This window comes from Paenibacillus montanisoli (assembly GCF_003268025.1).
Taxonomy (GTDB): Bacteria; Bacillota; Bacilli; order Paenibacillales; family Paenibacillaceae; genus Paenibacillus_Z; species Paenibacillus_Z montanisoli.
The window spans coordinates 1,137,759-1,162,763 of record NZ_QLUW01000001.1 but is presented as its reverse complement, the minus strand read 5'-3'; the positions used below and the strand labels follow the sequence as shown (position 1 = coordinate 1,162,763).

The following is a 25,005-nucleotide window of genomic DNA, read 5'->3' as shown; positions in this document are numbered from 1 at the left end:
CTCTAGCATCCCCCTGCGGACAGACATTTTATCCATATTTTTCGCATAACCATCCTAGTATCGCTGTTTTTGAGTCATATGAGAAAGGAATGAGCACCATGTGTGGATTCACGGGCTGGATCGATTGGACCGATGACCTGACGAAACAATCCAACATTCTCGAGAAAATGACCGGAACGCTGGCAAACCGCGGCCCGGATGCCTCCGGAACTTGGATCTCGCCGCATTGTGCGCTAGGCCACCGGAGACTTTCCGTCATCGATCCTGCGAACGGTGCGCAGCCGATGATTCGTACGTCGGATGACGATATGTATGTCCTTGTTTACAACGGAGAGCTGTATAATGCGCTAGAACTGAAAAAAGAGCTGGAAGGCCGCGGCCGGCGCTTTACGACCACCTGCGACACCGAAGTGCTGCTCGTCGCCTACATGGAATGGGGGCCTTCCTGCGTAGAGAAGTTCAACGGCATCTTTGCTTTCGCGTTGTGGGATTCGAAAGAGCAGCATCTGTTCATGGCCCGCGACCGGCTGGGCGTAAAGCCGTTCTTCTTTGCGAAGCAGCTCGGGCGGCTGGTGTTCGGTTCGGAGCCAAAGGCGCTGCTTGCTCATCCCGCTATTAAACCGGAAGTTGGGCCGGAGGGCCTCGCCGAAATCTTCATCGTCGGACCGGCGCGGACTCCTGGCGTCGGTATTTACCGCGACCTGGCGGAGCTGCTGCCGGGCCAGTGCGCGATCTACAGCCGTTCCGGGCTGAACATCCGTGCGTATTGGAAGCTGGAAAGCAAGCCTCATACGGAAAATGTCCAGGAAACCGCCAAGACGGTCGGCGAGTTGCTGAAAGATACGGTGGAACGGCAGCTCATATCCGACGTTCCGCTTTGTACGCTGCTCTCCGGCGGTTTGGATTCAAGCGCGCTTACATCGCTAGCCGTCAACTATTACAATGAGACGGGGCAAGGCGTCGTGCATACGTTCTCCGTCGATTATGTCGATAACGATAAACATTTTAAGGCCCATGCGTTCCAGCCCAATGCGGATGCGCCGTGGATCGAGCGGATGACGACTCATCTTGGAACGATTCATCATTCGATGGTGTTCGACACGCCGGATTTGGTAGCTTCTCTGCGCGAGGCGATGCTCGCGCGGGATTTGCCGGGGATGGCGGATGTCGACTCGTCCCTGCTGCTGTTTTGCCGGGAGATTAAGAAGGAAGCTACCGTTGCAATCTCCGGGGAAGCGGCCGATGAAATCTTCGGCGGCTATCCGTGGTTCCACCGCGAGGACGCCCTTAATGCGGGTACGTTCCCATGGTCGCTTGCAGCCGGCATGCGGGCTGACCTGCTCTCGCAGGATGTAGCTGCCTGGATTCGGCCGCTCGAGTATATCGGGGACCGGTATTCGGATGCGATCGCCGAGGTGCCGCATTTGGACGGCGAAGACGCCGCCGCTCGTAAAATGAGACAGATGTCCTATTTGAACATCACACGGTTCATGCCTACCCTGCTCGACCGCAAGGACCGGATGAGCATGGCGGTCGGGCTTGAGGTCCGCGTACCGTATTGCGACCATCGGCTCGTGGAGTATGTGTACAACATTCCGTGGGAGGTCAAGACAGCCGGCGACCGGGAGAAGGGCATTCTCCGCCTGGCGCTCGAAGGCGTGCTGCCGCATGACGTGCTCTACCGGAAGAAGAGCCCGTATCCGAAGACGCATAACCCGAATTATTTGAATGCCGTGCGCAAGCAGCTGCTCGAGGTGATCAACGAAGGCTCCTCCCCTCTGTTATCGCTCATCAACGTGAAGAAAATCCGAGAGCTTGCGGAATCCGAAGCCGCCAGCACCAACCTGCCATGGTTCGGCCAGCTGATGTCCGGTCCGCAGCTGTTCGCGTACCTGCTGCAGGTGGATATGTGGCTGCGGGAGTATAAGGTCGTTATCCGATAAAGCAGGATAAAAAAAACCGGACTGAAAGTCGATACGATCGACTCTCAGTCCGGTTTTTCATTGTGTTTGGAGGTGAGCGTCGGATTTTCCGACTTTCAGCCTAGTTTCATGCTAGCCGAATGTACGAATTCAAGCTCTCGGCACGCGGTGGTGCCGCTCAAATGCCCCGTCTATTCGCCGCTCTCTAACTTCGCGAGAAGCGAGGAGAGCGCAGAGCCGCGGTGGCTGATGGCCTGCTTCTCTTCCGTGGTCAGCTCGGCGATGCCTCTGCCCTGCTGCTTCAAGTAGAACAGCGGGTCATAGCCGAAGCCGCCGTCCCCGCGCGGGCTGTCCATGATGCAGCCGCTAACGAACCCTTCGCTCTCGACAAATTCGCCGGTTCCCGGATCGTACAGCGCCAGCGCGCAGACGAAGCGCGCTTCGCTGAGCAGCTTCGTTCCGTCCGAAAGCTGCTCCAGCCCTTGCCCCGCCCGGTCCCGCCGCTCCGCGACCGCGGCGAGCTCCGCCAGCAGCTTCGCGTTGTTGCGGGCATCTGTCGCGCCCTCGCCCGAATAGCGCGCCGAGTAAACGCCCGGCGCGCCGCCCAGCTCCGCCGCCTCAAGGCCGGAATCGTCGGCCAGCACCGGGAGGCCTAGCGCTTCCGCAACGGTCCGCGCCTTCTTACGGGCATTCTCTGCGAATGTCGTACCGTCCTCAACGACTTCCGGCAGGTTCGGATAATCGAACATGCTGACGACCTGCTTGCCCAGCTTGCCGAACGCATGCGCGAACTCCCGCACCTTGCCTGCATTTTTGGTTGCGACTACGATCGTGTCTCCGCTAAGTGTCTTCATACGCGCGCGGTGCCGATCCGGCTGCCCATAAGACCAAGCGCATCCCGCTGCTTCGCGATCAAACTTGCGATTCCCGCTTCGGCGCTGGCCAGCAGCGCATTGAACTCCTCGCGCGAGAACGGAGACTCTTCACCCGTTCCCTGCACTTCAACGAATTTGCCCGTGCCGGTCATAACCACGTTCATGTCGACCTTCGCCTTGGAGTCTTCGTCGTAATTGAGGTCCAGCAGCGTGCGGTCCCCGATGACGCCGACGCTGACCGAAGCGAGAAAATCGGTAATCGGATATTTCGCGAACTCGTTCGCTCCGTTCAACTTATGTACCGCCAGCGCAAGCGCAACGAATGCGCCTGTAATCGAAGTCGTACGCGTACCGCCGTCTGCTTGAAGAACATCGCAATCGAGCGTAATCGTGCGTTCGCCAAGCGCCTGCAAATCAACGACCGAGCGCAGAGCGCGGCCGATCAAGCGCTGGATTTCCATCGTGCGGCCCGTCAGCTTTCCTTTCGCCGACTCGCGCTGGTTGCGCACCTGCGTAGCCCGCGGCAGCATGGAATATTCCGCCGTGATCCAGCCTTTGCCCTGCCCTTTCATGAAAGGCGGGACACGCTCCTCGACCGATGCCGTACACAACACTTTCGTATCGCCAAACTCGATCAGCACAGAGCCTTCCGCATATTTGTTCGGATTGAGCGTGATGCTCACCGGCCGCAGCTCGTTTGCCTCTCGTCCATCTATTCTCATCGTAATAAGCCTCCATCTTCTTCTGCAGCAATTTCACATGCCAACTCAGTCTTCGCGCGTTTCGAGCGCAATCTAACTCATTTTACCAAAATCAAGATTGAAAAGCATCTGCCGCGAGCCACCCGCCCGCAGTCACGCAAAAAGACCTGCCCGATGCAGCGCAAGCGCAGCTTAACCGGGCAGGTCTTCCGTTTACCAGCTTATCCTTTAAACGCATTCACAAACTCAGGACGGCTGACAGGCTCCGTATAGGAACGGTTTTCCGTGTCGACAAAATCCGTCTTGCCGTTGAGCTTGATTTGAACTTTGCTCAGCCCCGTATTCTCGGTGAGCGCCAGCACAACCGCCTGCAGCATTTCCGCCGGCTCCGGCTGACCGGCCTGGTAGCTGTCATCCTGCAGCTCGACAGTGACGATGCCGTCTTTCTTCGTCACGTTCTTCACGAGCACATCCGGCGTCATGACGGCTTTTAGCGGCAGATCGTTAATCGGTCCGCTGATGAGCTGCTCGATCGCTGTTTTCGCCTTGTTGTTCGAGCGGTTCACAAGCCTTGTTACAGGCACGTAATATGGCTCGTTATCCGGCGTTACAGCGGAGAAGTAAATGGTCACCGGCGTCGACTGGCTGTAATTCACGTTTTCCGCAGCCTCAAGGTTGATTCCGACCGCGCGCGTCAGCTGTTCATCGATCGGCATGCCGTCTTGCGGCATCTCGGCGAGCTTTTGACCTTCGAGGTGGATTTCGACTTTTTGTATATCCGGCAGGCTTGTCAGCGTCCAGGTGATCGCTTCGACGATTTTACGCTCATCGGCAATATTATAGTCGGCAAAAGATTGGTTAAAATCGACGACGGCAAGCTTCTGATCCGCTACGAGATTAAGGCCCTTTATCGTCGTTCCCTTCGGCAGCACCGCTTGGAAGCCGTCCGGAATTTCGCTCTCGTATGAGCTTCCTTCGACCATCATTTCCAGCGCTTTCTGGCCGATTTTCTCATCGGCTCCAAGATTGGCCATAACGGAAACCGGGGCCAGGAGTCCATTGTGATCCTTCAGATACAGCGTCATTTGGGATTGCTCGCCCTGTGCGACGGTTTGTCCGGTATCAATGCTGGCGTTAACATTTTGCGAGCTGTTTTGCGGCGGGTCGATCGATTCGCTGGTAGGCTGAGTAAATAAACCGCAGCCGGTCGTCAAAATGGGCAAAGCGAGCGCACCGGCTAGCGCTGCCCGGCGAAACAGTCGATAATGATTCATTATACATTTCCTCCCCATTTGAATTGTTCATTTGCTTAGCTTTTTGGTACAAGCTAGCCTTTTGTAGTACTATATATACGAGCCCTCCAAATCAATTAGACCAGTTTTGTCCACCAATTTGAGACAAGGGGTGCAGCGATGCCAAAATCCAGTTCATACAGCCTAAACAGCGCTAAAATCGCGGAAACGACAAGGGAATGGCTCACAAAGCGCGGCGTGGAGACGCCGCAAATCGCCGAGTTGGTCCTTTTTCTGCAGAAGGATTACTACCCGGATCTGACGCTGCAGGAATGCGAATTGTATGTAGAAGCGGTACTCACCAAGCGTGAGGTGCAGAATGCGATCCTGACCGGGATTCAGCTTGACCTCCTTGCCGAGGAAGGCAAGCTGCTGTCGCCGCTGCAGGAAATGATCGAGAACGATGAGGGACTTTACGGCTGCGATGAAATCTTGGCCTTGTCGATCGTCAACGTATACGGCAGCATCGGCTTCACCAATTTCGGTTACGTAGACAAATTGAAGCCGGGAATTTTGAAGCATCTCAACGATAAAGAAGACGCGCAGTGCCATACGTTTCTCGACGATATCGTCGGCGCCATCGCGGCAGCTGCCAGCAGCCGTATCGCGCACCGAAAGCAGGCGGAGCGCGAAGGGAGAGTCGGTCCTCCGATAGATTGACCTAAGCCCGGCTCGCCTTACAAAGAAAGGGTCACACAGCATTGCGCTGTGTGACCCTTTCTACTATTTATATTCGCCTAGTAACGATTTGTAGACGCCGGAAGCCGCTTCCTTCCCTTGGCGGATACAATCCGGCAGCCCAACGCCGTCAAACGCAGCGCCGGTTACCCAAACGCCTGGCTTCTCGGCTCGCAGCTTCGTACGCAGCTTTGCCGTCTCCTGAAGATGGCCGACCGGATACTGCGGCATGGAGCGATGCAGCCGCGTAATTTCCGTAAACAGCGGCTCTGCCGTAATGCCCATCACCTGCCGGATGTCGCGGCGGACCGCATCCGTCAATACATCGTCGGGCAGGTCAACTACCGCCTCATCCCCTGCGCGGCCGACATAGCAGCGCAGCAGCACTTTGTTCCCCGGGCTGGAATGCAGCCATTTGGCCGAGGTCCACGTGCAAGCCGTGATCGTCGTACCCTCCGATCGGGGAACGACGAAGCCGGATCCGTCAAAATCAATGCCGATCTTCGACTTATCGAAGGCCATGACGACGTTCGCAACCGATACATAGTTGACGGCCCGGAGCGCATCGACGTTCGTATGCGGCTCCAGCAGATCCGCTGCGTCGAAGGCTGGCGCGGTAATGATGATGCCATCCGCCTCTAGGATCTCCCCGTCGCTCAGCAGCACCTCGTAAGGCGGTGAATCCGTGCCGTGTTCATCGGGATCGTTCTGCCGGAACGCGACAGCCTTCACGCCCAAGCGCCGTTCAACGCCGGATAGCGCCTCATTCAGCGCTTCGACCATCGTGGCGAGTCCGCCCTTGAAGGTCAGGAACATGCTGTTCTTGACCGCCGCAGGGACGCGGCTCGCGCTAACCGGAGCCGCAGCTCCCTTGCGCTTATTGGCGCGCATGCCCCGAATGAGGCTGCCGTGCTTGCGCTCCGCTTCCCGGAACTGCGGAAACGTGGCCGATAAACTGAGTTTGCGCAGCTCGCCGGCATAAATGCCGGCGAGCAGCGGTTCCGCAACCCGCTCCATGACTTCCGTTCCCAACCGGCGCGAAAGAAAATCGCCGATCGACTCGTCACCGGTCTCCTTGCTGGCCGGCAGCACGAAATCCATTAACGCGCGAAGCTTGCCTCCCCACGTCAGCAAGCCGGTCTTCGCGAACGGCGCGATCTCCGTCGGCACGCCAAGCACAAGGCCTGGAGGCATCGGATGCAGCTTGCCGTGGTGAAGGATGTACGTTTTCTTCGCCCTCGGATTCGTGCCCGTCAGCTCGTTCTCGATGCCCAGATCGTACGCCAAATCGATGATCGGCGTTTTGCGCGCCAGAAAGGAATCCGGACCTCGTTCGATAACGAAGCCGTCGCGCCGCAGCGTGTTGATTTTGCCGCCGATGCGATCCGATGGGTCGACTATCGTAATGGCCGCTCCGCGTCCGCGCAGCTTTGCTTCTTTAAGCAAATAAAAAGCGGAGCTAAGTCCGCTGATACCTCCGCCTATAATGACAAAGCGATCAAGCCTTCCATTCCCCCGCAAGCGAGTCAACCCCTTCTGTCTTCTCTATATAAATGCAGCCCGGGCCGCATCCCGAACGGAGTCAGCCAACGTTTCCATATAAAGCGGATCAGTGCCGAGCATGTCCATCCTCTTCAGTTTGATGCCGAGCTTCCCGGCTTCCGCCTGCGCCTCGATATCAAGGTCATAGAGCACTTCCAGATGCTCCGACACGAAGCCGATCGGCGCAGCCAGTACGCCTTTATAGCCGGCCTCCGCAGTTTCCTTCATCGTTTCAAGAATGTCCGGTCCGAGCCACGGCTCCCGCGTCCGGCCGGCGCTTTGCCAAGTGAAAGCCCAATCCGTCACGCCTGCTCCTTCGGCCACAAGCGCCGACGATTCAAGCAGCTGCTGCTCGTAGGGATCGTTCATCTCGCGGATTTTGACAGGCAGGCTATGGGCGCTGAACAGCGTCTTGATCGGCTGCGCACCGGCAGCTTCGAGCGCTGCATAGGCTGTTTTTACCCGGGTCGCAAGCGCTTCGATCAACTTCGGATGGGCATGGTAGCTTTCCACTTCCGCCACCGCAATGCCCAGCTCCTCCGCCTTCTCCTTCGCGCGTTTCATATAGCTGCCGACGCTCATCGTCGAGTAGTGCGGCGCCAGCACGATCGCTACCGCCTGCTTGATGCCGTCGGCCGCCATCGCCGCAACGCCGTCCTCGATATATGGCCGAGCATGCTTCAAGCCTTGATAGCAGCCGAATTGTCCGGGAGCAGCCGCGTCGAGCGCGGCCTGCAGGCCGGCGACCTGTCGGTTCGTATTCTCGCGAAGCGGAAATACGCCGCCAACGATCGCTTCGTATCGCTCGGTCAGCCCTGCCAGCTGTTCCGGCGTCGGGGCATGACCCCGGCGGATATGCGTGTAATATTCTTCGATGCCGTCCATGCTCTCGGGCGTACCGTAGGACATGACGAGCACGCCGATTTTGCCGTTAGCCATGGCTTAGCTCCTCCTGCTTGCCTTGAACGGCCTGAAGCGCGCCTGCCGAGTACTCGTGGACGAATTCGGTCAGCTCGCGGAGCTTTTCCAGCGATGCTTCCGGGAATAGGCCGTGGCCCAGGTTGAAAATATAGCCGGGCTCCTTGATGCCTTCATCGATAATGGCTTTCGCGTGTTCCTTAATCACGTCCATCGGCGCCGTCAGCACGTATGGATCGAGATTGCCTTGAACGGCGAAGGAGCCGCCCAATCTGCGGCGGCCTTCCGCAATCGGCACACGCCAGTCGAGACCGATGACGTCGGCTTTCAGATTCGTTAACGTCGGCAGCAGCTCGCCCGAGGCTACGCCCGGGAAGTAGATTTTCGGCTGCGGCAAGTCCGACAGCTCGCTGAAGATCCGTTCGATCGTCGGCAGTACGAATTTCTTAAAATCATGCGGAGCAAGTGCGCCAACCCAGCTGTCGAACAGCTGGAACGCCTTGCCTCCGGCAGCGATATGCGCCCTTAGATAGGCAATGACCATGTCGCCAAGCTTGTCCATCAGCTGGAACCAGACAGCCGGATCGGAATACATGAGCGATTTCGTCCGGATGTACGATTTCGAAGGGCGACCCTCGATCAGATAGCTGGCAATTGTAAAAGGCGCGCCTGCAAACGTAATCAGCGGCACGTCAAGCTCGCGGTCCAGAATGCGGATCGTTTCGAGCACGTGCGAAAGATCGCCTTCCACGTCGATCGGCTTAAGCTTCGCCACGTCGGCCGCCGAGCGGATCGGATTATCGATCACCGGCCCTACATTGGCTACAATATCAAAATCGATGCCGATCGAAGCGACCGGGTTCATGATATCGGAATATAAAATCGCCGCATCCACGCCGAGCTTCTTGATCGGCATGAGCGTCACCTCTGCGGCCAGCTCCGGCTGCCGGCAAATGTCGAGCAGCGAATAGTTTTCTTTTATTTTACGGTAATCGGGATCATAGCGTCCCGCTTGTCGCATATACCAGACGGGTAAGCGATCGACTTGTTCTCCCCGGCAAGCGCGGATGAATCGGTCGTTGTAGCTCATTGAAGTTCCCCATTTCTATCGTTTTCCCTACGTTTCCATTATGCCCTTTTTGCAGAAGTGTAACAACCGCCCGCATCCTTCTATCATTGACAAACATATGACAATGTGAGCTTTGGACGATGTTAGCTCATGACTATGTTATAATTAACATATGACTTTTAAGGTACCGATTGGAGAAACGAAATGGAGCAGTGGAAGAAAAACCTGGCGGTCCTATGGTTCGGCCAATTTCTCGTCATGGGCGGGATGACGATGATCATTCCGTTCATGTCGCTTTACTTGCAGTCGGAGCGGATCGGCTTGACCGATCAACATGAGATCGCTACTTGGGCGGGAGTTATTTTTGCGGGCAACTTCGTCACGGCCTTCCTCTTCCAACCGTTGTGGGGCAAGCTTTCCGACCGATACGGGCGCAAAATGATGCTGCTCCGTTCCGGCTTCGGCATGGCGATCGTGATGATCTTGATGGGCTTCGCCACATCCCCGTGGCATCTGCTGCTGCTTCGGATGGTGAACGGGACGATTTCCGGGTTCAACCCGGCGGCCGTCTCGCTCATTTCGATAACGACGCCAAAGGATCGGATGGGCTTTGCGATGGGCACGCTTCAATCCGGCGGCATTGCGGGCACCATCCTTGGGCCGTTCATGGGCGGCTTGCTCGCGGATGCGGTCGGCTACAGGCCGATCTTTTACCTGACCGGATCGCTCCTGTTCGCGGCATCCATGCTTGCGTTTATCATTGTAAAAGAACGCTTCAACCGGGAAGAAGCAGCAGCCAAGCCGGCCATGTCTGTCGTTGAAGGCTTCCGGAAGCTCTCCGCCGTTCCGCAGCTGATGGCGCTGTTCTGCGTAACGTTCCTGCTGCAGTTTGCGAACATCGGCCCGATGCCGCTAATGCCGCTATATGTGCAGGAGCTGCACGGCACAACCGTCAATCTTGCGTTTTGGGCCGGGTTTGTCGGCTCTGCCGCCGGGCTTTCCAATATGTTCGCATCCCCGCTGCTCGGCAGGCTGAGCGACCGGATCGGACAAGAACGCATCCTTGGCCTCTCGCTCATCGGCGCTGCGCTGCTGTTCATTCCGCAGGCCTTTGCGGGTTCGGTCTGGCAGCTGCTGCTGTTTCGCTTGCTGCAGGGCTGTTTCATGGGCGGACTGATTCCGTCCGTCAACGCCCTCGTCCGCCGGTTTACGCCCGACGGCATGGAAGGCCGCTCCTTCAGCTTGAACAGCAGCATGCTGGCGCTTGGCAACATGATCGGCCCGATCGTCGGCGGTCTGGTCTCGGGCTGGACCGGGATCCGCGGCGTGTTCCTGATCTCTGCGGGGCTGTTCCTGTTAAACGCCGTGTGGGTGAGGCGGACGCTCATATCTAAGCGTGGTGCGCGGGTTGGCGGAGAAGGCAGCTGAGCTTGTGCTGAGCACGATACCGTGCTCTCACATGCAAAAAAGGACAGCTGCGCTGTCCTTTCCCTAAGCTAACGAATCGTATAACGCTTATCTCGCGAAATACTCCTACTTCACAACCGCGACCGTAAAGCCGTCATATGCCGGAAGCAGCGTGCCGATGAGCCGCTCGTCGCTCAACATCGCTTCATTGAACTCACGCATCGCCAGCACCGACGGCCCGTTCTTATCGGGGTCGATCGTCCGGCCTTGCAGCAGCGCGTTGTCGCCGGTAATGACAGCGCCAGGGTTCGCAAGCTTGATCGCCCAATCCAGATAGAGCGGGTAGCTCTCCTTGTCCGCGTCGATGAAGAAGAAATCGAACTTGCGTCCTTCCTCCGCAAGCACTGCCAAGCTCTCCTTGGCGTCGCCGATCCGGTATTCGACGCGATCGCCTAGTCCTGCCGCTTCAAGGCTGCCCCTAGCCACTTCCGCATACTCGGGGAGCAGCTCAAGCGACGTGAGCATGCCGCCGTCTTTCAAACCTCTCGCTAGGCAAATACCGCTGTAGCCGCCTAGGGCTCCGATCTCGAGCACGTTTTTCGCCCCGGACATGCGCACAAGCATGGTCAGCAGCCGCCCATAACCGGAAGCGATCGAAATCTCCGGCATCCCCTTCTCCTGAATAGTCCGATGTACGCGCGCCAAATCCGAATCTTCCCCAAGCAGCCGTTCCACGTATTGTTCCGTCGACATCTTTTTCGAACTCCTCTCCATATTCGCGAATGTAAAGTTTGTAATTAATCCCTAGGATGACCTATACTTGATTGTATGATTTTTATGGACCGGACACAACCGGAGTCGTGAAGGCGGAGTGATACAGAAGATGGACAACCTGCAGCTGATTGCAACAGCTCCTATGGGGCTTGAAGCAGTCGTCGCACGCGAATTGATGGATTTAGGCTACAAAGATCAGAAAGTAGAGAACGGACGCGTTATTTTTAGAGGCGGGCTAAAAGATATTTGCCGCGCCAATCTATGGCTGCGCACCTCGGACCGGGTACTGATCAAGATGGCGGAGTTTCCCGCCCGCACGTTCGAAGAATTATTTGAAGGCACGAAGGCCGTCAATTGGCCGGATTGGATTCCGGAGGATGCCGAATTCCCGGTCGAAGGACGCTCGCACAAGTCGCAGCTGACCAGCGTGCCTGCTTGCCAGAGCATTGTAAAGAAAGCCGTCGTGGAAAAAATGAAATCCTCCTACGGTACGGAATGGTTTCACGAAGACAATGGCCAGCGCTTCGTCATCGAGGTGTGGCTGCTGAACGATAACGCCATGCTGACGCTCGATACGACCGGCCCGGGCCTGCATAAACGCGGCTACCGCAAGCTGGTGACCGAAGCGCCGCTCAAGGAAACGATGGCCGCGGCCATGGTGCTGCTCAGCCGATGGCGCCCGGAGCGGCCGCTGTACGATCCTTTCTGCGGCTCGGGCACCATTCCGATCGAAGCGGCGATGATCGGGTGGAACATTGCGCCCGGCCTGCGCCGCACGTTCAACAGCGAGAGCTGGCCGATCATCTCGGAAGAGCTGTGGGAGCAGGCGCGCGAGGAAGCGTTCGACTCGGTCAAAGACGACATCCCGCTCCAGATAACGGGCTCGGACATCGATCCGCAAGCACTGGAAATTGCCGCTGCAGCGGTTAAGAAGGCCGGATTCGCCCGCGAAATCAAGCTGCAGCAAGTTGCCGTTTCCCGGGTAAAGCCCGAAGGAGATTACGGCTGCATCATTACGAATCCGCCGTACGGCGCACGGCTCGGCGACGAGGACGATGCCGAGAAAGCGATTCGGCAGCTTGGCCTAAGCGCCCTCTACCTGCCGACCTGGTCCCTGTTCGCATTAACCCAATCGCGCACGTTCGAGGAGACGATCGGCCGCAAAGCGGACAAGAAACGCAAGCTGTTCAATGGCCGGATCGAATGTGCGTACTATCAGTTTTTCGGTCCGCTGCCTCCACGGAACAAACCGGAAAATCCAGCTCGGCCATAGCTGCCGGTCGGGCATCGAAAGGAATTCGAATGCCATGAACATACCTTCCCGCAGCATAAAACGGCGCCTCCGACGGACGTCGTTTTATGCTATTCCCGTCATTGGCGCGCTTGATATCCTGCTCTTTGTCGCCCTAATGCTGTTTAAGCTCATTTTGTTCGACAAGCTCGTCCATGTGCCGTATATGGAGATGATCCGCGACGATGTCATGACCGCGGTCGGTACGCTGGCGTTAGCCTCCTTCTGGACGCTCTGGCTTCCGGCAAGAGGCCGCATTCTCTCGCTCATTGCGCTCGATGTCGTCTTAACGGCCGTCATTTACTCGGACCTTATCTACTTCCGATACTTCCAAGACCTCATAACGGTGCCGGTGCTGATGCAGGCCGGCCAGGTCGGCGCGCTCGGCGAGAGCATCGATTCACTGCTGCGTGCCCCGGACATAGGGTTCTTCGTCGATTGGATCATCCTGGTGCCGATAGCGGTTCATACGATCTACCGCATGCGCAAAAGCCGCCGCAGCCGGATAAACGAGCCATCGTATGTGAAGCGAAGCCTGCTCGCCACGGCAGCTCGGCGGCTTGGGGCGGGACTTGCCGTGTTCCTCATCGGTTTCGCGCTCGTCTACGTTCCCGTCCATAAAGCCAAGTCGACCTGGGCGGCGGAGCTGTTTACCGGCAACTGGTGGAATATGTCGCTATACAACGTGACCGGCGTGCTGGGCTTCCACGGTTATGATCTCTACCGCTATGCCAACGAGCATTGGTTAAAAGATATGACCATCACGGCGGAACAGAAAGAAGAAGCGAAGCGGTGGTTCGATAACCGCGAAGCCGATCGCAAGGCTCTTGAAACAAGCGATGCGCTGTACGGTCGATACAACGGGAGCAACGTCATCGTTATTCAGCTCGAGGCGTTCCAAAACTTCGTGATTAACCGGAAAATCGGCAATGCCGAAGTAACCCCTAACATCAACAAGCTGCTTGGTACCTCGCTCTACTTCAGCAACTTTTATCATCAAACGTCGCAAGGACGGACGTCCGACGCGGACTTGGCGGCCAATGTGTCGCTTCAGCCCTTGCCGACGGGATCGGTCTTTATCCGATACGCACAGCACACGTACGACAGCATGCCGCAAACGCTGAAAGACCACGGCTATACGGCGAATGTGTTTCACGCGTATGACGGCGGCTTCTGGAACCGCAACATGATGTACGATCAGCTGGGCTACGATACCTTTTACAGTAAAAATGCATTCGTTATCGACGAGCCTTTAGGCTGGTCGCTCGGTGACCGGTCGTTTTTCAAGCAATCCGTCGCCCTCATGAAGAAAGAGAAACAGCCCTTTTACTCGTTTCTCATCTCGCTTACGAGCCATCATCCTTATGCGCTGCCGAAGACCGCGCAGACATTGGATGTCGGGACCTTCAAGGGAACGATCTTCGGCGACTATTTAGAAGCGGTGCATTATGCCGATGCCGCAATCGGCGTCCTGGTGGATGAATTGAAGACAGCCGGCTTATGGGACCGTTCCATCTTCATGTTTTATGGCGATCACGATAATTCGATCCGGGAATGGGAACCGTTCGAATCGTTTCTCGGAAAGTCCTTAAACGAGGCAGATCGGTTCCGTATCTTAAAAGGCGTGCCTCTTGTCGTCCATCTGCCGGACGATGCGCTTGCCGGAACCTACGGCCAAGTCGGCGGGCAGCTTGATGTAACGCCTACCGCGCTTCATCTGCTCGGCATATCGAGCGCCGATAAAGCGATGATCGGAACGCCGCTCATCACCGGACAGCTCAAGCGGGAGGAGCAGCAGTCCTCCAACAAGCAGGTCGTGTTCCGCAATGGCGCTTTCACGGACGGCGATGTGCTTTACCTGCCGTCTGAAGACGGGCTGCCCGAGCACAGCAAATGTTACGCCTTCGCAACCGGCGCGGCTGCCGCCGACGCAGCGGCCTGCCAAGCAGGCGCCGCCAAAGCGCGGGAGGAACTTCAGGCGTCCGACCTTGTGGTGGAGCATGATTTGGTGCCGATGCTGCATGAAGGCAGCGGGCCGTGACCGCCCCTAAAAATAAACAACCCCCGGCAAGCTTCAATCCATGAAGCTGCCGGGGGTTTGCTTATTTTTTCACATATTTGCGAGCCTTCTCGATCGCCTCATCCTCGGTCGGAGCCGTAATATATCGGCCGTTAATGAAGATGAACGCGAACCTGGAGCAAGGACCGCAGTACGATTTGCATGCCACCTGAATTTCCGTGTCCGGTGCCATCTGCTGCAGCTTGGGCAGCATCGTCTTGACGCGGATATGCTTGCATTTTTCACAAATGCGGATATCGTTCGTTGCCATGAATCTCTCCCTAACCGTGTCCTGAATTAATGGTCGCCGTGGTTGCCTTTAGTCGGGTTCGAAATCATGAAGCCTTCTTGAGGAACGTAGAAGTAGTCGATTCTTACGCCGTCCAACAGCTCTACGCCTTTCTCCAGCAGTACTTTGATCTCCTTGTCCGTCTCGATGATTTCATCGTTGTCCGTAGCTTCGTCCATCTTCATGCCGTAGTGGGCATGGTCACCGTGCGAGTGCGTAATGAAAACACGCAGAAACTTCCCCTCGTTCTCCGGCTTGTCCACTTCTTCGCGAAGCACCTTCGCGGCATTGCGCGTAATTTTGCATTTCATCGCCAATTCATCTCCTTTATGGATGCAGCCGACGCATAGGATCGGCGTTCCGACTATTTACTTCATCTCTCCTATTGTAAATAAACGGTGACCATTGTTCAACCGCTATCTCAATCGACCGCTGTATTTGCGCTCCATATAACGCGTATACCATTCGGCGGCAAGCATCGTCACCGCGATATCATCGACCGGCAGAAAAGGCAGGATATCGGGCAGCACCCAATAGAGCAGCACCGGAACGAGATAAAGCAGCTTGTCCATGAGCCGGACTTCCTTTGCGGCGATCAAACGGAAGATCCGGACAAACACCGTCCGCCAGTGGCGGAGCGAAAGCAACTTGCGCATGAGAGACCGCCTCCTTTATGCGCTATTATAGCACATCAGGCAGGGCAGCCTCCAAAGCGGCGACAAGCAGCGGCTTCACCTCGTCATACAGTTCGGGAAAAGACGCAACCGGCAGCGGATTTACGCCATACCCGACTTCCACGGTAAAGCCCGGCTTGCGGAAATCTTGAATGAACCAATCCTTGTAGCCGGCATCGCTTCCTGTGAGCTTCACGGGCTTATACCCGCTCGCCCTGCCAAGCCTGCGGGCAATCATCTCCGCTTCCGGCGGCTCGTAACCGCGGTAATTCCAATAGATTTCTTGACCTTGCGTATGCAGCGCCACAACCAGGTCGAACTGTTCTTCTCTTGTAAAAGCAGCAAGTGCCTGCGCCTCCGGCTCCGAAAGCGGGCTCGGACCGGGATAATCGCGCGGGCCCGGGCCGGCTGTATCGCGACGTGCTACCTCTACCTCCCAGAAGGCCGGAAATTGATCGTTCAAATCGACGCCGCGAATGTTCGCTTTCCACTTGGTAAACCTTGACGAACCGTTATTCCAATCCATCAGATCATGATAATATGGATGCTCCTTGCCTGCCCCTTCCTGGACAAGCTCCGCGCCGTCCGGGTTCACGAGCGGAACGAGCCAGAGCGTCACCTGGCGCAGCAGCCGCCTTGCATCAGCCCCGCAAATCCGTATGCCTGCCGTCGCCGCTTGTGCCAAATCTTCGGCGAACGTCATTAAGAGCGGCGTCGTGATCCATTCATTCGCGTGCATCCCGGCATTGACATGCACTTTCGCCGGCCCCTCACCTAGACGCAGCGCAAGGATTGGCTTTCCCATCACGCTCTGGCCGATGCTCTTGCTCTGCAGGAAAGGATACGTCCGCAGCAAAGCCTTCGCATCCGCCTTCAGCTCGCGCGCGCCATATTCGGCGCGCCCGTCCACGATGCGTCCTATGCCTGCAGCCGGGATCGATAGCAGCTGTCCGGGAGAGAGCTGCGTGAGGTCGACTTGGCTGTTCGCAGCAATTAGAGCATGGATCGAGATGGAGAAAAGCGACGCGATCCGGAGCAGCGTATCGTCCGCGCCGACCCGGTAGGAAACTGATGCTTGCGATGGAACAGCAAGCACCAGGCCGGGCACCAGCCGCTCGTTAGCAGCTAAGAATGGATTCGCGGCAAGCAGCGACTCAGAATTGATATGAAAGCTGCGGGCAATCCGCAGCAGCGTATCGCCGGGTTGTACAATGTATGGCTGCAGCATGGAACCACCTCAAATCAGGTTTTGTCACATGCTATGCCAAATTGGCGCTACTAATGCCAGTTCATAGTAAGAGCCGCCTCTCCTCTGCGATGCAGATAGATGATGGCGGCTCCGTTACGCTTATCGGAATCGGCTAAACGATATTAGGCACTTGCCACACGACAGGTGTCAACTCGATTTGCTCACCCAGCCACTGCTGGGCAATGATTCTAAACATGCGGGGATCTCCACTGCAAAAAAATTGATGCACCGGCAGCTCGCCTTCGCGCGTCAGCCGGTTTCGGTCATGCAAGATGGTGCTGATTTCCCGGGCTGTCTCGTCTGCCGAGCTGATGAGCGCTACATGATTTCCCATGGCCTCCGCTATTGTCTCCGATAAGAACGGATAATGCGTACAGCCGAGAATTAACGTATCGATCGAGCGATTCTGCAGCGGGGCAAGCGAAGATTCCACCACTTCTTTCGTTTCCTGCGAGCGGAAATTGCCCTGTTCGACAAGAGGCACAAAACGTGGGCAGGCTAAGCTGATCACTTCAATATTGGGAGATAACTGCTTGAGCGCATGTTCGTAGGCGCCGCTGCGAATCGTCCCATCCGTTCCGATAACCCCGACAATGCCCGTTTGCGTACGGCCGTTGGCCGCGCGGGCGCCGGGATGAATGACGCCGACAACCGGAATCGCAACGCGGGAACGGATATCCTCAAGCGCGACGGCCGTTGCCGTATTGCAGGCGACGACAATCATTTTCGGACGATATTGGATCAAATACTCCACGATTTGCCTTGTAAACCGAGCCACTTCTTCAGCGGGGCGCGGGCCGTACGGGGTACGGGCCGTATCGCCGAAATACATGATTTTTTCCCGGGGAAGCTGACGCATGACTTCCTTGACGACTGTTAAACCGCCTACGCCAGAATCCAATATTGCGATCGGTTGTTGCACAGACACACCGCTTTCTTGAACGTTTTGGCTGGACTTCAATAGAATATGACTACGATGGCGAAAAGGTACCTACATCTTAGCGCATATCCAGACAAGGTTCAACAAATGGCAGTAGACCGGGCGATTATGGAAAAATAGAATGCGAAAAGCCGCCCTTAGCAGGAGCTGATAGATTCAGCCCATGCAGCCGGAGCGGCTTGGTCGGTTTGTTGACGCTTATTTGTAGGCTGGCAGCCAATCGCCGTGCGCTTCGATCAGATCGTCGCACATCGCTTTGATATCGTCCATCGAAAGCTCAGCGCTCGTATGCGGATCAAGCATAGCAGCATGATAGATATGCTCCCGCTTGCCCGTAATCGCAGCTTCGATCGTCAGCAGCTGCGTGTTGATGTTCGTGCGGTTAAGCGCTGCGCATTGCGGCGGCAGATCGCCGACGAAGGTCGGCGTTACGCCGTTGCGGTCGACAAGGCACGGAACCTCGACGCAGGCTTCCTTCGGCAGATTCGTGATCAAGCCGGTATTCATAACGTTTCCGCCGATTTTAAACGGCACGTTCGTCTCGATCGCTTCAAAAATATACGACGCGTATTCGTGCGTACGCTTATGCTGCAGCTCTTTGTTTCCGATGAGTTCTGCCTTCAGCTTCTTCCAGCCGCTGATTTGCTCGATGCAGCGGCGCGGGTACTCGTCAAGCGGAATGTTGAAGCGCTCGATCAGCTCCGGATAGTTGCGCTTGATGAAGTACGGGTGGTATTCGGCGTTGTGCTCGGACGATTCGGTAATATAATAGCCGAAGTTGAGCATCATTTCGTAGCGCACCATATCCCAGTGCGTCTCTTTCTGCTTCTCGCGGGCGCGGCGCTTGATCTCCGGATACAGGTCGACGCCGTCCTTCGATACTTCAAGCAGCCAAGCCATATGGTTGATGCCGGCAATCTTCGATTTCACGCCGTCCGTTTCCATGCCAAGGTGGTGGAACAGGTGGTCTACGCACACTTGAACGCTGTGGCAAAGGCCGACCGTCTTGATGCCGCCGTAGGTGTTCATGACGTTCGTCAGAACCGCCATCGGGTTCGTATAGTTCAGGAACAGCGCGTCCGGGCAAACCTCCTGCATGTCTCTGGCAAAGTCAAGCATGACCGGGATCGTGCGCAGGTTACGGAATACGCCGCCGATGCCGACCGTATCCGCGATCGTTTGGCGCAGGCCGTATTTCTTCGGAATTTCGAAATCCGTAATCGTACACGGATCGTAGCCGCCGACTTGAATGGCGTTGACGACGTATTTGGCACCGCGCAGCGCTTCCTTGCGGTCGGAATAAGCCTTAATCGTCGAAGTGCTTCCGCACGTGTTCTTGATATGGTTCAGCATCGTTTCGGATTCGGAAAGGCGCTCCGGATTAATGTCGAACAAAGCGATTTCAAATCCTTGCAGCGCTGGCGTGTGCAGAACATCGCCCAGCACGTTCTTCGCGAATACGGTACTTCCTGCTCCGATGAAGGTAATCTTCGGCATTGTAATCCTCCTTGATAAATAGCCGCATTGGAAGCGGATTAATGTCTTCTTCTATTCCCTACTATAGAGCAGATAATGGCGGTTTGAGTAGGAAATAAAGCATGTTTTATATGTACATTTGTAGTTTTTTCGACTACACTGAACATACCTGAAACATGACGGCGAGGAGCATCCGCATGACTGACAGAAACGTAAACGAGCCCGGCATGTACCATGCCGATCCGAGTCACTATTCCTTTACCGACTACAATAATTCGCAGCCGGCGCAAGGCGAGCTTTCCCTGCTCTTTAGCGGCGAAGGCAGACCGGTCGGAGGCCATTACATCGGACCGGCCGTTCATAACTACTATCTCGTCCATACCGTCATGTCCGGCCTGGGAACCTTCGAAATCGACGGCGTCCGTTATGTCTGCAAACGCGGGGATACATTCATTATTTTTCCGGACGAGCTGTTCACCTACCGGGCGGACGAGAAAGAGCCTTGGCATTACATGTGGGTTGCATTCAAGGGCCATCTATCCGAGCAGCTGCTGCACACGCTCGGGTTCTCGCCTTCGCGGCCGATCGTGCATGGGGATGACGTGCGGCCGCTAGCGTCGCTCTACCGGAAAATCCGGGGCACGCTCGAGACGACGCCGTTCCCCGAGCTGGCCGATTTGGAGGCAAGCGGCTTGCTGCGCGTGCTGCTGAAGGAGCTCGGCCTCTTAAACGCCGGCAGCTTGCCGGCCAATCATGCGCAGGCGGTCATTCCGGATATCGGCCGCCAAATCAGGCAGGCTGTCCGCTGGCTGTCCTACCAATACGCGCAGCCGGTATCGATCGAGGAGCTGTCTCGAAGCCTAGGCTACCACCGCACGCATTTATCGAAAATGTTCAAGCACGTGACCGGCTTGTCGCCTATGCAATTTCTGTTGAAAGTCAGAATGGAGCGTGCCAAGGAACTGCTGAACGGGCAAAAACATCTGTCCATCGATCAAGTGGCTTCTTCGGTCGGCTATCCGGACGCGCTCTACTTTTCTAAGCAGTTCCGCAAAACGTTCGGATACTCCCCATCTGAGTACCGGCTTCAAGCCCGCGGCAGATAAACGTAAAAAAGGCGTATGGAATGTGGATTCCATACGCCTTTTTTGAACTTTGTTTTAATAACCGATTGGTTGCAGCTCTTCTCTGCGTTCCTGTACCAGCTCTTCGACTTGCTCCTGTCCTTCTGCGACCGTTTCCTGCACAGCCTCGCCTGCTTCTTGTGCAACCTCGCCTACTTCTTGTGCAAACTCGCCTGCTTCATGTACAAACTCATTTGTTTCTTCCGCGCTCTCGGCGATGAACGACAACGACTCATCTTTATCGCCCGAGCGCCAGCTGCGGACATTATCGATGACGGAGCTTGCCGTATCTTTCGCTTTCACAGCAGCCGTCGAAACGCCATTGCCAACTTGCTTCGCGATGCGTACCGTCGAATCGCCGACTTGGCCGGCAATGTGTACTGTACGTTCGGAAACGGCTTGCGTGCCGTCCGCAATATCTTTGCGGAGCTCGCGGCCCGATTTAGGCGCCAGCAAGAGCGCCGTTACGGAACCGATTACGCCGCCGGCGATCGCGCCGAACAAAAAACTTTTTCCACTTTTAGCCATGATCCATTACACTCCTTTGGTACGTCTGCCTTCCGCTGTATGCTTAAGTCAGGCGGACGTATTTCTGTTCAGTTAGTCATATCCTGCCCTTGGTCATAGCCTGAGCATGCAGAAGTACGGTTTTCTTTTCGCTTCGATTGCCAGAACTGCCAAACCGCATACCCGACTTCGGCCCAATCGAGCGCTTCCGTGATGCCGTGCTTCACTTTCGGGCCTGACTTTGCGGCATGGCGTTCCACCGTGTCGTTCAGCTCTTCAGAAAGCCGGTTTACGGTGATGGACAACTGGTTGGCCGCATCCCCGATCCGCTTTGTCGCTTCCGCAAGCTTCGACAGCCCCTCCATCTGCTTCTGCACGGTACGGACCGTTGCCGTCGCGGGTACCAGGAGCTCGCAAACTTGGTCAGCCGTCTGCTTCGCATGCCGCTCCATCGCTTCTGCCGTCTGGAGCAGCTTTGCCAGCTTGCGGTCCGTTGACCTCAGCCACAGCAGGATACCGCCAACAAGCACAACAAACGCCGCAACCGCTGCAAATTCAAGCCAATAACCCGCCATGAGCGGACACCTCCCAACCATGCTGCCAGGGCGAATGCCCAATTGTTACTGTCATAATACTTAGCATGGGCTTGACTTGACACTAAAGCGCGAAAAAAAAGAGGCGTTAGGAACGATTCCTAACCCCTCTTTATGCTTATTGTCCCGCTATCCGATAGCTGCACTTACCGCCGCCCTTGGCCAAACATTCCGTACGTTCCACTTCCGTGCCGAGCAGCTGCTGAAAGAGCGAAAGCTCGCATTGGCATGCCTGCTGATACCGATTCGCCACTTGGGCAATCGGGCAGTTGTACTCATGAAGCACCATGCCGCTCTCATCGGTTTCAAGCGCCACCATATAGCCGCCTTCGTTCTGGATCGACGCCAGCTCCGCCACTTTCTCCTCCAGCGATTTGCCGTCCATCCGGTAGGCATAGCGCTCTAACAGCTTGCGCTTGCGGCCTTCGAACAAGCGGTCGACAATCGCGGCCGTATCCGGATCGTCTTCCAGCTCCTCCAGCAAGTCCAAAGCGAACACATGGTAGTTCTTCGGGAATAGCAGCTCGGCTTGCTCCGTGAGACTAAACATATGCGTCGGCCGTCCCATAGCTTGGCGCACAATCGTCGGCGCGATCAAGCCGTCCCGCTCGAGCGTGCTCAAATGACGGCGTACAGCCATTTCCGTAATTTGCAGATGCTTCGCCAATTCGCCGGCATTCATCTGCCCGTGAGTCTTCAGCAGCGTCAGCACGGTTTGCCGGGTCGAGCCGTCCTGCTTGAACAGCTGCTCCTTCTGCAATCCCATCGGAGTTCCATCCTGTTCCATTCCCTCACCACCTTTAGCATGAACAGCACGTTCTAATGACGTCATTGTAACGCATTTTGGCCGATTCGTAAATCGACAAGAGATGCCTGTCAGCTGCCCAGCTCTTGCACCAGATAGGCTTCAACGGCGGATTTGAACGCCGTCAGCGTTTCCGGCAGCGTCGCTGTCAGCGGATGAAGGGAAGCCCGGTTCCATTCATAATATTCTTGGACAAGCGGCTTGCGCAGCCGTACCAGCTCGAGCAGCGTCTCCTGCAAGGCTGCCGGAAACACCTGCTCTCCCCCGATGATCTCAACAATATCCTCATAGCTGCTTGCATCCCGCATAATAAATCCGTCAATGAGGCAGCTGCCGATATCCGTCACGGTCTCGATGGCCAGATGGAGGGCGCGTTCCTGCGCTAGCCCCTGCAGCAAGCTGCCGTCCCAATTCATTTCCAGCTGCCGCAGCGCGGCCGCTACTTCAGGAATGACCTGCAGCCGTACAGACAGCTGCTCACGGTTTACATAATACATACTTGCATAACCCCTGTTCGTTATTGCCGTTTGTTCTTGCGTGCTTTCCGTTTCAACCAGACGGTCATGACGACCGCGCTGATGATCACGACAAGCAGGTAAGTCAACATTTCAAATACGTCACCCATGCTCCAAGCCGTCCTCTTCTTAGCTCTCGTAGTCCACGCTTACGGATGCCTCGCGGACCTCCGCCATATGCGCGATGACTTCTTTATGTACCGGATGTACCTGATAAGCGGCTAACGCGTCCATCGATTCAAACTTCGTAACCAAAGCGATATGGTACGAGCGTTCCGAATGAAGCACGTCCGTTCCGACCTCGATATGCTTGAGCTCGTCGATCTTGCCTTCCATATTGCGAAGTACCTGCACGGTGCGCGCAACGCTCTCCGGGCTGCCGTCCTTCAATTTGAACAATACGATATGCGTTATCATAATAAGTTCGCTCCTTCGTCATTGTGGTTTGGATGCGGAGCATCCTTTTGTCACATAATAACCCAAGGTGCCGTCAATCGGCAATCTTCGAGAAAAGGGGATCTTACGCATGCGCTATCCGGCAACCATTACAGCCTCGCTGATCGGCGTCGCTTTATGCCTCTATAACTCCACGGGCTACGATCCGCATAACATGGTGTTCTTCATGTTCAGCGTTCCGGCCTGGATCGCGGACATGGTCGTGGACATCCATAACGTCAACGTTTACCTTATGTACGTGCTCACGATCGCCAGCTGGGCGCTGCTCGGTTACATCGTCGATTGGGCGATAGCCAAGGGCCGCAACCGCCGCCGTTCGTACGACTGAAGAACCTATGGACACCTTCTGCAACATTTAAAAAAGGAGCCGTTTGCGGCTCCTTTTTTTTATTTCGCTTGTTATTCAACGATTAGAACAGACTTCATGTCAAGATGGCCTGTTCCGCATGCAACGGCACAGTGCATCTCGTATTTGCCCGGCTTATCAAATACCACTTCTTGTTCCAGCTTGTCGCCTTGAAGATCGATGCCCAGGTCAGGAATAGCAAGACCATGTACGCCGCTCTTGTTGACCAATTTGAGTTTAACTTTATCGCCTTTCTTTACTTTGTATTCTTCTTGGTCGAATACGAAGTCAGCGGAAGCTTCCACTTTCAATAATGTAACGCCAGGCGGCAGAGATGCCGCTTCATCGACCGGCTTGCCCGGAAGCTGAGTCGTCAGCAAATATACGCCAAGTACCGAAGCCGCTGCGAAAACGATGAACATAATCCACTTATGCATTGCCTCTTGCTCCCCTTTTCATCAAATGTCTACTCCCTATATTACATAAGATCGTCCGTTCTTCTCAACCTTAAACTGGTTGAACAAATAAACTTTTTTCGGCTTTTTGACAAAACGATGAACATCACTTCGTCAAGTAGCTCTTCAGCAGCCGCTCTGCTTCCGCCTTCACGAAGGACCACGGCATCGAGAACGAATGCCTGTAGCCCATGCAGCTGTAGGCGGCCGAGAGGCCTGTCGTGCTCCGTTTCTCCTTCTCTACGCCGATGCCGCTCTCCCGAAACTGCCTGCGCATGGCAGCCAGCTCCAGCAGTACCCGGTCCTGGAGTCCCCTCATCATCGACTCGTACAGCCGAGGCAGCTTCGTTGCCGTCGCCCCGACGATCCGGATATCATGATCGAGAATTTGATTCACGATGCCGAGCAGAACATAGCGCTTCACAAGCTCCAGCTCCTTGCCGATCTGAACGGGCGGTGACGACATATTCATATCTACAGCCATGCTGACCCCTCCAAGCCATTGCGATAGGAACATTTGTTCCCATTATAACAAGGCGGATTTGAAGTTGCAAGCAGGTAAGGCCGATGTTATTTATTCGCAAAAAAGAAGGACCATCCCAAACAGGATGGCCGCAAATGAAGCGGACTATACTTATTTTTTCCGTTTCAGCACTTCTATGAGTTCACGCACCTTATCGGGCATCGGAACGCCGATGCGTCCTAAGTTTTCGGTGATAGAAATCAGCTCGTTCGCCAGGTAAAAATAGATCGCGCCGCCCATCGCGACGCCGCTTAACTCCAGTAGGATGTCCATCCTGTGGGCAAGCAGGATAACGAGCAGCATGATTCCTTTCTTCGCGATTCCCCATGCGCCTACATTGCTGTTTAACCGTTTCTCCTTGATTGCAGCCGAAATGCCCGTTAAATAATCCACACCCATCGCCACAAGAAGGAAGGTTAAGGATTCCGGCCACATGCCAAACGAGAAGGTAAGCAATGAACCGAATAAAGCTGTAACGCTGCATACAATCGTGTGCGGCACAACCTCGCTCTCCTTCGTGGTTCG

28 protein-coding genes are annotated in these 25,005 nt (G+C 55.8%); 7 read left to right on the top strand and 21 right to left on the bottom strand.

Translation table 11 applies throughout. The annotated features are described in order from the left end of the window. Window positions 1-98: 98 nt before the first annotated feature. Entirely contained in the window at window positions 99-1,943 is a 1,845-nt protein-coding gene (gene asnB, locus DL346_RS05080; protein ID WP_112880955.1) for an asparagine synthase (glutamine-hydrolyzing), read from the top strand. 170 nt (window positions 1,944-2,113) lie between these two features. On the opposite strand, the gene DL346_RS05075 is transcribed toward asnB, so the two are convergent. From DL346_RS05075 to DL346_RS05065, 3 genes are all read right to left on the bottom strand, one after another. Then, complete coding sequence (locus tag DL346_RS05075; protein ID WP_112880954.1) at window positions 2,114-2,776, bottom strand: non-canonical purine NTP pyrophosphatase; 663 nt, start codon at window positions 2,774-2,776, stop codon at window positions 2,114-2,116. Further along, window positions 2,773-3,519, bottom strand: a complete 747-nt coding sequence (rph, locus tag DL346_RS05070) for a ribonuclease PH (protein ID WP_112880953.1) — start codon at window positions 3,517-3,519, stop codon at window positions 2,773-2,775. The genes DL346_RS05075 and rph overlap by 4 nt, the downstream gene beginning before the upstream one ends. 200 nt (window positions 3,520-3,719) lie before the next feature. Beyond that, a complete protein-coding gene (locus DL346_RS05065; protein ID WP_112880952.1) occupies window positions 3,720-4,772 on the bottom strand; it encodes a GerMN domain-containing protein in 1,053 nt (350 codons plus the stop codon). 138 nt (window positions 4,773-4,910) lie between these two features. Here DL346_RS05065 and DL346_RS05060 point away from each other — a divergent pair, with 138 nt between their 5' ends. After that, window positions 4,911-5,450 (top strand): phosphatidylglycerophosphatase A family protein, encoded by a 540-nt coding sequence (locus tag DL346_RS05060; protein ID WP_112880951.1) that lies wholly within the window; start codon window positions 4,911-4,913, stop codon window positions 5,448-5,450. Window positions 5,451-5,513: 63 nt separating this feature from the next. Here the strand turns inward: DL346_RS05060 and hemG are convergent, their stop codons facing one another. From hemG to hemE, 3 genes are read right to left on the bottom strand one after another with little or no spacing between them, the layout of a single operon-like run. Continuing rightward, complete coding sequence (hemG, locus tag DL346_RS05055) at window positions 5,514-6,989, bottom strand: protoporphyrinogen oxidase (protein ID WP_112880950.1); 1,476 nt, start codon at window positions 6,987-6,989, stop codon at window positions 5,514-5,516. Window positions 6,990-7,013: 24 nt separating this feature from the next. Beyond that, window positions 7,014-7,949, bottom strand: a complete 936-nt coding sequence (hemH, locus tag DL346_RS05050; RefSeq protein WP_112880949.1) for a ferrochelatase — start codon at window positions 7,947-7,949, stop codon at window positions 7,014-7,016. Continuing rightward, a complete protein-coding gene (hemE, locus tag DL346_RS05045) occupies window positions 7,942-9,018 on the bottom strand; it encodes a uroporphyrinogen decarboxylase (RefSeq protein WP_112880948.1) in 1,077 nt (358 codons plus the stop codon). The genes hemH and hemE overlap by 8 nt, the downstream gene beginning before the upstream one ends. Window positions 9,019-9,201: 183 nt before the next feature. Between hemE and DL346_RS05040 the strand changes: the two genes are divergently transcribed. Then, window positions 9,202-10,425: an MFS transporter gene (locus tag DL346_RS05040; RefSeq protein ID WP_112880947.1), complete on the top strand. Its 1,224-nt coding sequence runs from the start codon at window positions 9,202-9,204 to the stop codon at window positions 10,423-10,425. A 105-nt stretch (window positions 10,426-10,530) separates the two neighbouring features. Here the strand turns inward: DL346_RS05040 and DL346_RS05035 are convergent, their stop codons facing one another. Next, the gene (locus DL346_RS05035) at window positions 10,531-11,157 is read right to left on the bottom strand and encodes an O-methyltransferase (RefSeq protein ID WP_112880946.1); all 627 of its coding nucleotides are present in this window, start codon (window positions 11,155-11,157) and stop codon (window positions 10,531-10,533) included. A gap of 130 nt (window positions 11,158-11,287) precedes the next feature. On the opposite strand from DL346_RS05035, the gene DL346_RS05030 reads away from it, so the two are divergent. After that, the gene (locus DL346_RS05030) at window positions 11,288-12,451 is read left to right on the top strand and encodes a THUMP domain-containing class I SAM-dependent RNA methyltransferase (RefSeq protein WP_112880945.1); all 1,164 of its coding nucleotides are present in this window, start codon (window positions 11,288-11,290) and stop codon (window positions 12,449-12,451) included. A 34-nt stretch (window positions 12,452-12,485) separates the two neighbouring features. Further along, a complete protein-coding gene (locus DL346_RS05025) occupies window positions 12,486-14,510 on the top strand; it encodes an LTA synthase family protein (protein ID WP_112880944.1) in 2,025 nt (674 codons plus the stop codon). Between the two features lie 61 nt (window positions 14,511-14,571). Here the strand turns inward: DL346_RS05025 and DL346_RS05020 are convergent, their stop codons facing one another. The 6 genes from DL346_RS05020 to melA form a co-directional block, all read right to left on the bottom strand. After that, complete coding sequence (locus DL346_RS05020; RefSeq protein ID WP_112880943.1) at window positions 14,572-14,799, bottom strand: YuzB family protein; 228 nt, start codon at window positions 14,797-14,799, stop codon at window positions 14,572-14,574. A 26-nt stretch (window positions 14,800-14,825) separates the two neighbouring features. Then, window positions 14,826-15,128 carry an iron-sulfur cluster assembly accessory protein gene (locus DL346_RS05015; protein ID WP_112880942.1) on the bottom strand — a complete coding sequence of 101 codons (303 nt, stop codon included), beginning with the start codon at window positions 15,126-15,128 and terminating at the stop codon, window positions 14,826-14,828. Between the two features lie 105 nt (window positions 15,129-15,233). Beyond that, the gene (locus DL346_RS05010) at window positions 15,234-15,473 is read right to left on the bottom strand and encodes a hypothetical protein (protein ID WP_112880941.1); all 240 of its coding nucleotides are present in this window, start codon (window positions 15,471-15,473) and stop codon (window positions 15,234-15,236) included. 25 nt (window positions 15,474-15,498) lie between these two features. Then, window positions 15,499-16,719, bottom strand: a complete 1,221-nt coding sequence (locus tag DL346_RS05005; protein ID WP_112880940.1) for a M14 family metallopeptidase — start codon at window positions 16,717-16,719, stop codon at window positions 15,499-15,501. Window positions 16,720-16,852: 133 nt separating this feature from the next. Next, on the bottom strand, window positions 16,853-17,662 hold the full coding sequence (gene racE, locus DL346_RS05000) for a glutamate racemase (RefSeq protein ID WP_112880939.1): 810 nt from the start codon (window positions 17,660-17,662) through the stop codon (window positions 16,853-16,855). Between the two features lie 216 nt (window positions 17,663-17,878). Continuing rightward, window positions 17,879-19,177, bottom strand: a complete 1,299-nt coding sequence (gene melA, locus DL346_RS04995) for an alpha-glucosidase/alpha-galactosidase (protein ID WP_112880938.1) — start codon at window positions 19,175-19,177, stop codon at window positions 17,879-17,881. Window positions 19,178-19,353: 176 nt separating this feature from the next. Here melA and DL346_RS04990 point away from each other — a divergent pair, with 176 nt between their 5' ends. Further along, window positions 19,354-20,262, top strand: a complete 909-nt coding sequence (locus DL346_RS04990) for a helix-turn-helix transcriptional regulator (RefSeq protein WP_240633033.1) — start codon at window positions 19,354-19,356, stop codon at window positions 20,260-20,262. 54 nt (window positions 20,263-20,316) lie between these two features. On the opposite strand, the gene DL346_RS04985 is transcribed toward DL346_RS04990, so the two are convergent. The 5 genes from DL346_RS04985 to DL346_RS04965 form a co-directional block, all read right to left on the bottom strand. After that, a complete protein-coding gene (locus tag DL346_RS04985) occupies window positions 20,317-20,808 on the bottom strand; it encodes a YtxH domain-containing protein (RefSeq protein WP_112880937.1) in 492 nt (163 codons plus the stop codon). Between the two features lie 68 nt (window positions 20,809-20,876). Next, window positions 20,877-21,362 (bottom strand): DUF948 domain-containing protein, encoded by a 486-nt coding sequence (locus DL346_RS04980; protein ID WP_165822378.1) that lies wholly within the window; start codon window positions 21,360-21,362, stop codon window positions 20,877-20,879. Window positions 21,363-21,498: 136 nt separating this feature from the next. Continuing rightward, a complete protein-coding gene (locus tag DL346_RS04975) occupies window positions 21,499-22,167 on the bottom strand; it encodes a helix-turn-helix transcriptional regulator (protein WP_240633032.1) in 669 nt (222 codons plus the stop codon). A gap of 89 nt (window positions 22,168-22,256) precedes the next feature. Next, window positions 22,257-22,682 carry a DUF86 domain-containing protein gene (locus DL346_RS04970; RefSeq protein ID WP_112880935.1) on the bottom strand — a complete coding sequence of 142 codons (426 nt, stop codon included), beginning with the start codon at window positions 22,680-22,682 and terminating at the stop codon, window positions 22,257-22,259. A 147-nt stretch (window positions 22,683-22,829) separates the two neighbouring features. Further along, window positions 22,830-23,117, bottom strand: a complete 288-nt coding sequence (locus tag DL346_RS04965; RefSeq protein WP_112880934.1) for a Dabb family protein — start codon at window positions 23,115-23,117, stop codon at window positions 22,830-22,832. 109 nt (window positions 23,118-23,226) lie between these two features. Between DL346_RS04965 and DL346_RS04960 the strand changes: the two genes are divergently transcribed. Then, a complete protein-coding gene (locus DL346_RS04960) occupies window positions 23,227-23,484 on the top strand; it encodes a hypothetical protein (RefSeq protein ID WP_112880933.1) in 258 nt (85 codons plus the stop codon). A 71-nt stretch (window positions 23,485-23,555) separates the two neighbouring features. Here DL346_RS04960 and DL346_RS04955 read toward each other — a convergent pair whose 3' ends face one another. The 3 genes from DL346_RS04955 to DL346_RS04945 all read right to left on the bottom strand — a co-directional run bounded on the left by DL346_RS04955 (window position 23,556) and on the right by DL346_RS04945 (window position 24,981). Then, complete coding sequence (locus DL346_RS04955) at window positions 23,556-23,939, bottom strand: cupredoxin domain-containing protein (protein ID WP_112880932.1); 384 nt, start codon at window positions 23,937-23,939, stop codon at window positions 23,556-23,558. A gap of 124 nt (window positions 23,940-24,063) precedes the next feature. Further along, window positions 24,064-24,441, bottom strand: a complete 378-nt coding sequence (locus DL346_RS04950; RefSeq protein ID WP_112880931.1) for a YhjD family protein — start codon at window positions 24,439-24,441, stop codon at window positions 24,064-24,066. A 150-nt stretch (window positions 24,442-24,591) separates the two neighbouring features. Then, window positions 24,592-24,981 carry a phage holin family protein gene (locus DL346_RS04945; RefSeq protein WP_112880930.1) on the bottom strand — a complete coding sequence of 130 codons (390 nt, stop codon included), beginning with the start codon at window positions 24,979-24,981 and terminating at the stop codon, window positions 24,592-24,594. Window positions 24,982-25,005: the final 24 nt, after the last annotated feature.

Excerpts from the sequence above, each read along its gene's own strand:
- asnB (WP_112880955.1), top strand. The coding sequence starts at position 99 with ATGTGTGGATTCACGGGCTGGATCGATTGGACCGATGACCTGACGAAA.
- DL346_RS05075 (WP_112880954.1), bottom strand. The coding sequence starts at position 2,776 with ATGAAGACACTTAGCGGAGACACGATCGTAGTCGCAACCAAAAATGCA.
- rph (WP_112880953.1), bottom strand. The coding sequence starts at position 3,519 with ATGAGAATAGATGGACGAGAGGCAAACGAGCTGCGGCCGGTGAGCATC.
- DL346_RS05065 (WP_112880952.1), bottom strand. The coding sequence starts at position 4,772 with ATGAATCATTATCGACTGTTTCGCCGGGCAGCGCTAGCCGGTGCGCTC.
- DL346_RS05060 (WP_112880951.1), top strand. The coding sequence starts at position 4,911 with ATGCCAAAATCCAGTTCATACAGCCTAAACAGCGCTAAAATCGCGGAA.
- hemH (WP_112880949.1), bottom strand. The coding sequence starts at position 7,949 with ATGGCTAACGGCAAAATCGGCGTGCTCGTCATGTCCTACGGTACGCCC.
- hemE (WP_112880948.1), bottom strand. The coding sequence starts at position 9,018 with ATGAGCTACAACGACCGATTCATCCGCGCTTGCCGGGGAGAACAAGTC.
- DL346_RS05040 (WP_112880947.1), top strand. The coding sequence starts at position 9,202 with ATGGAGCAGTGGAAGAAAAACCTGGCGGTCCTATGGTTCGGCCAATTT.
- DL346_RS05035 (WP_112880946.1), bottom strand. The coding sequence starts at position 11,157 with ATGTCGACGGAACAATACGTGGAACGGCTGCTTGGGGAAGATTCGGAT.
- DL346_RS05030 (WP_112880945.1), top strand. The coding sequence starts at position 11,288 with ATGGACAACCTGCAGCTGATTGCAACAGCTCCTATGGGGCTTGAAGCA.
- DL346_RS05025 (WP_112880944.1), top strand. The coding sequence starts at position 12,486 with ATGAACATACCTTCCCGCAGCATAAAACGGCGCCTCCGACGGACGTCG.
- DL346_RS05020 (WP_112880943.1), bottom strand. The coding sequence starts at position 14,799 with ATGGCAACGAACGATATCCGCATTTGTGAAAAATGCAAGCATATCCGC.
- DL346_RS05015 (WP_112880942.1), bottom strand. The coding sequence starts at position 15,128 with ATGAAATGCAAAATTACGCGCAATGCCGCGAAGGTGCTTCGCGAAGAA.
- DL346_RS05010 (WP_112880941.1), bottom strand. The coding sequence starts at position 15,473 with ATGCGCAAGTTGCTTTCGCTCCGCCACTGGCGGACGGTGTTTGTCCGG.
- DL346_RS05005 (WP_112880940.1), bottom strand. The coding sequence starts at position 16,719 with ATGCTGCAGCCATACATTGTACAACCCGGCGATACGCTGCTGCGGATT.
- melA (WP_112880938.1), bottom strand. The coding sequence starts at position 19,177 with ATGCCGAAGATTACCTTCATCGGAGCAGGAAGTACCGTATTCGCGAAG.
- DL346_RS04990 (WP_240633033.1), top strand. The coding sequence starts at position 19,354 with ATGACTGACAGAAACGTAAACGAGCCCGGCATGTACCATGCCGATCCG.
- DL346_RS04985 (WP_112880937.1), bottom strand. The coding sequence starts at position 20,808 with ATGGCTAAAAGTGGAAAAAGTTTTTTGTTCGGCGCGATCGCCGGCGGC.
- DL346_RS04980 (WP_165822378.1), bottom strand. The coding sequence starts at position 21,362 with ATGGCGGGTTATTGGCTTGAATTTGCAGCGGTTGCGGCGTTTGTTGTG.
- DL346_RS04975 (WP_240633032.1), bottom strand. The coding sequence starts at position 22,167 with ATGGAACAGGATGGAACTCCGATGGGATTGCAGAAGGAGCAGCTGTTC.
- DL346_RS04970 (WP_112880935.1), bottom strand. The coding sequence starts at position 22,682 with ATGTATTATGTAAACCGTGAGCAGCTGTCTGTACGGCTGCAGGTCATT.
- DL346_RS04965 (WP_112880934.1), bottom strand. The coding sequence starts at position 23,117 with ATGATAACGCATATCGTATTGTTCAAATTGAAGGACGGCAGCCCGGAG.
- DL346_RS04960 (WP_112880933.1), top strand. The coding sequence starts at position 23,227 with ATGCGCTATCCGGCAACCATTACAGCCTCGCTGATCGGCGTCGCTTTA.
- DL346_RS04955 (WP_112880932.1), bottom strand. The coding sequence starts at position 23,939 with ATGCATAAGTGGATTATGTTCATCGTTTTCGCAGCGGCTTCGGTACTT.
- DL346_RS04950 (WP_112880931.1), bottom strand. The coding sequence starts at position 24,441 with ATGGCTGTAGATATGAATATGTCGTCACCGCCCGTTCAGATCGGCAAG.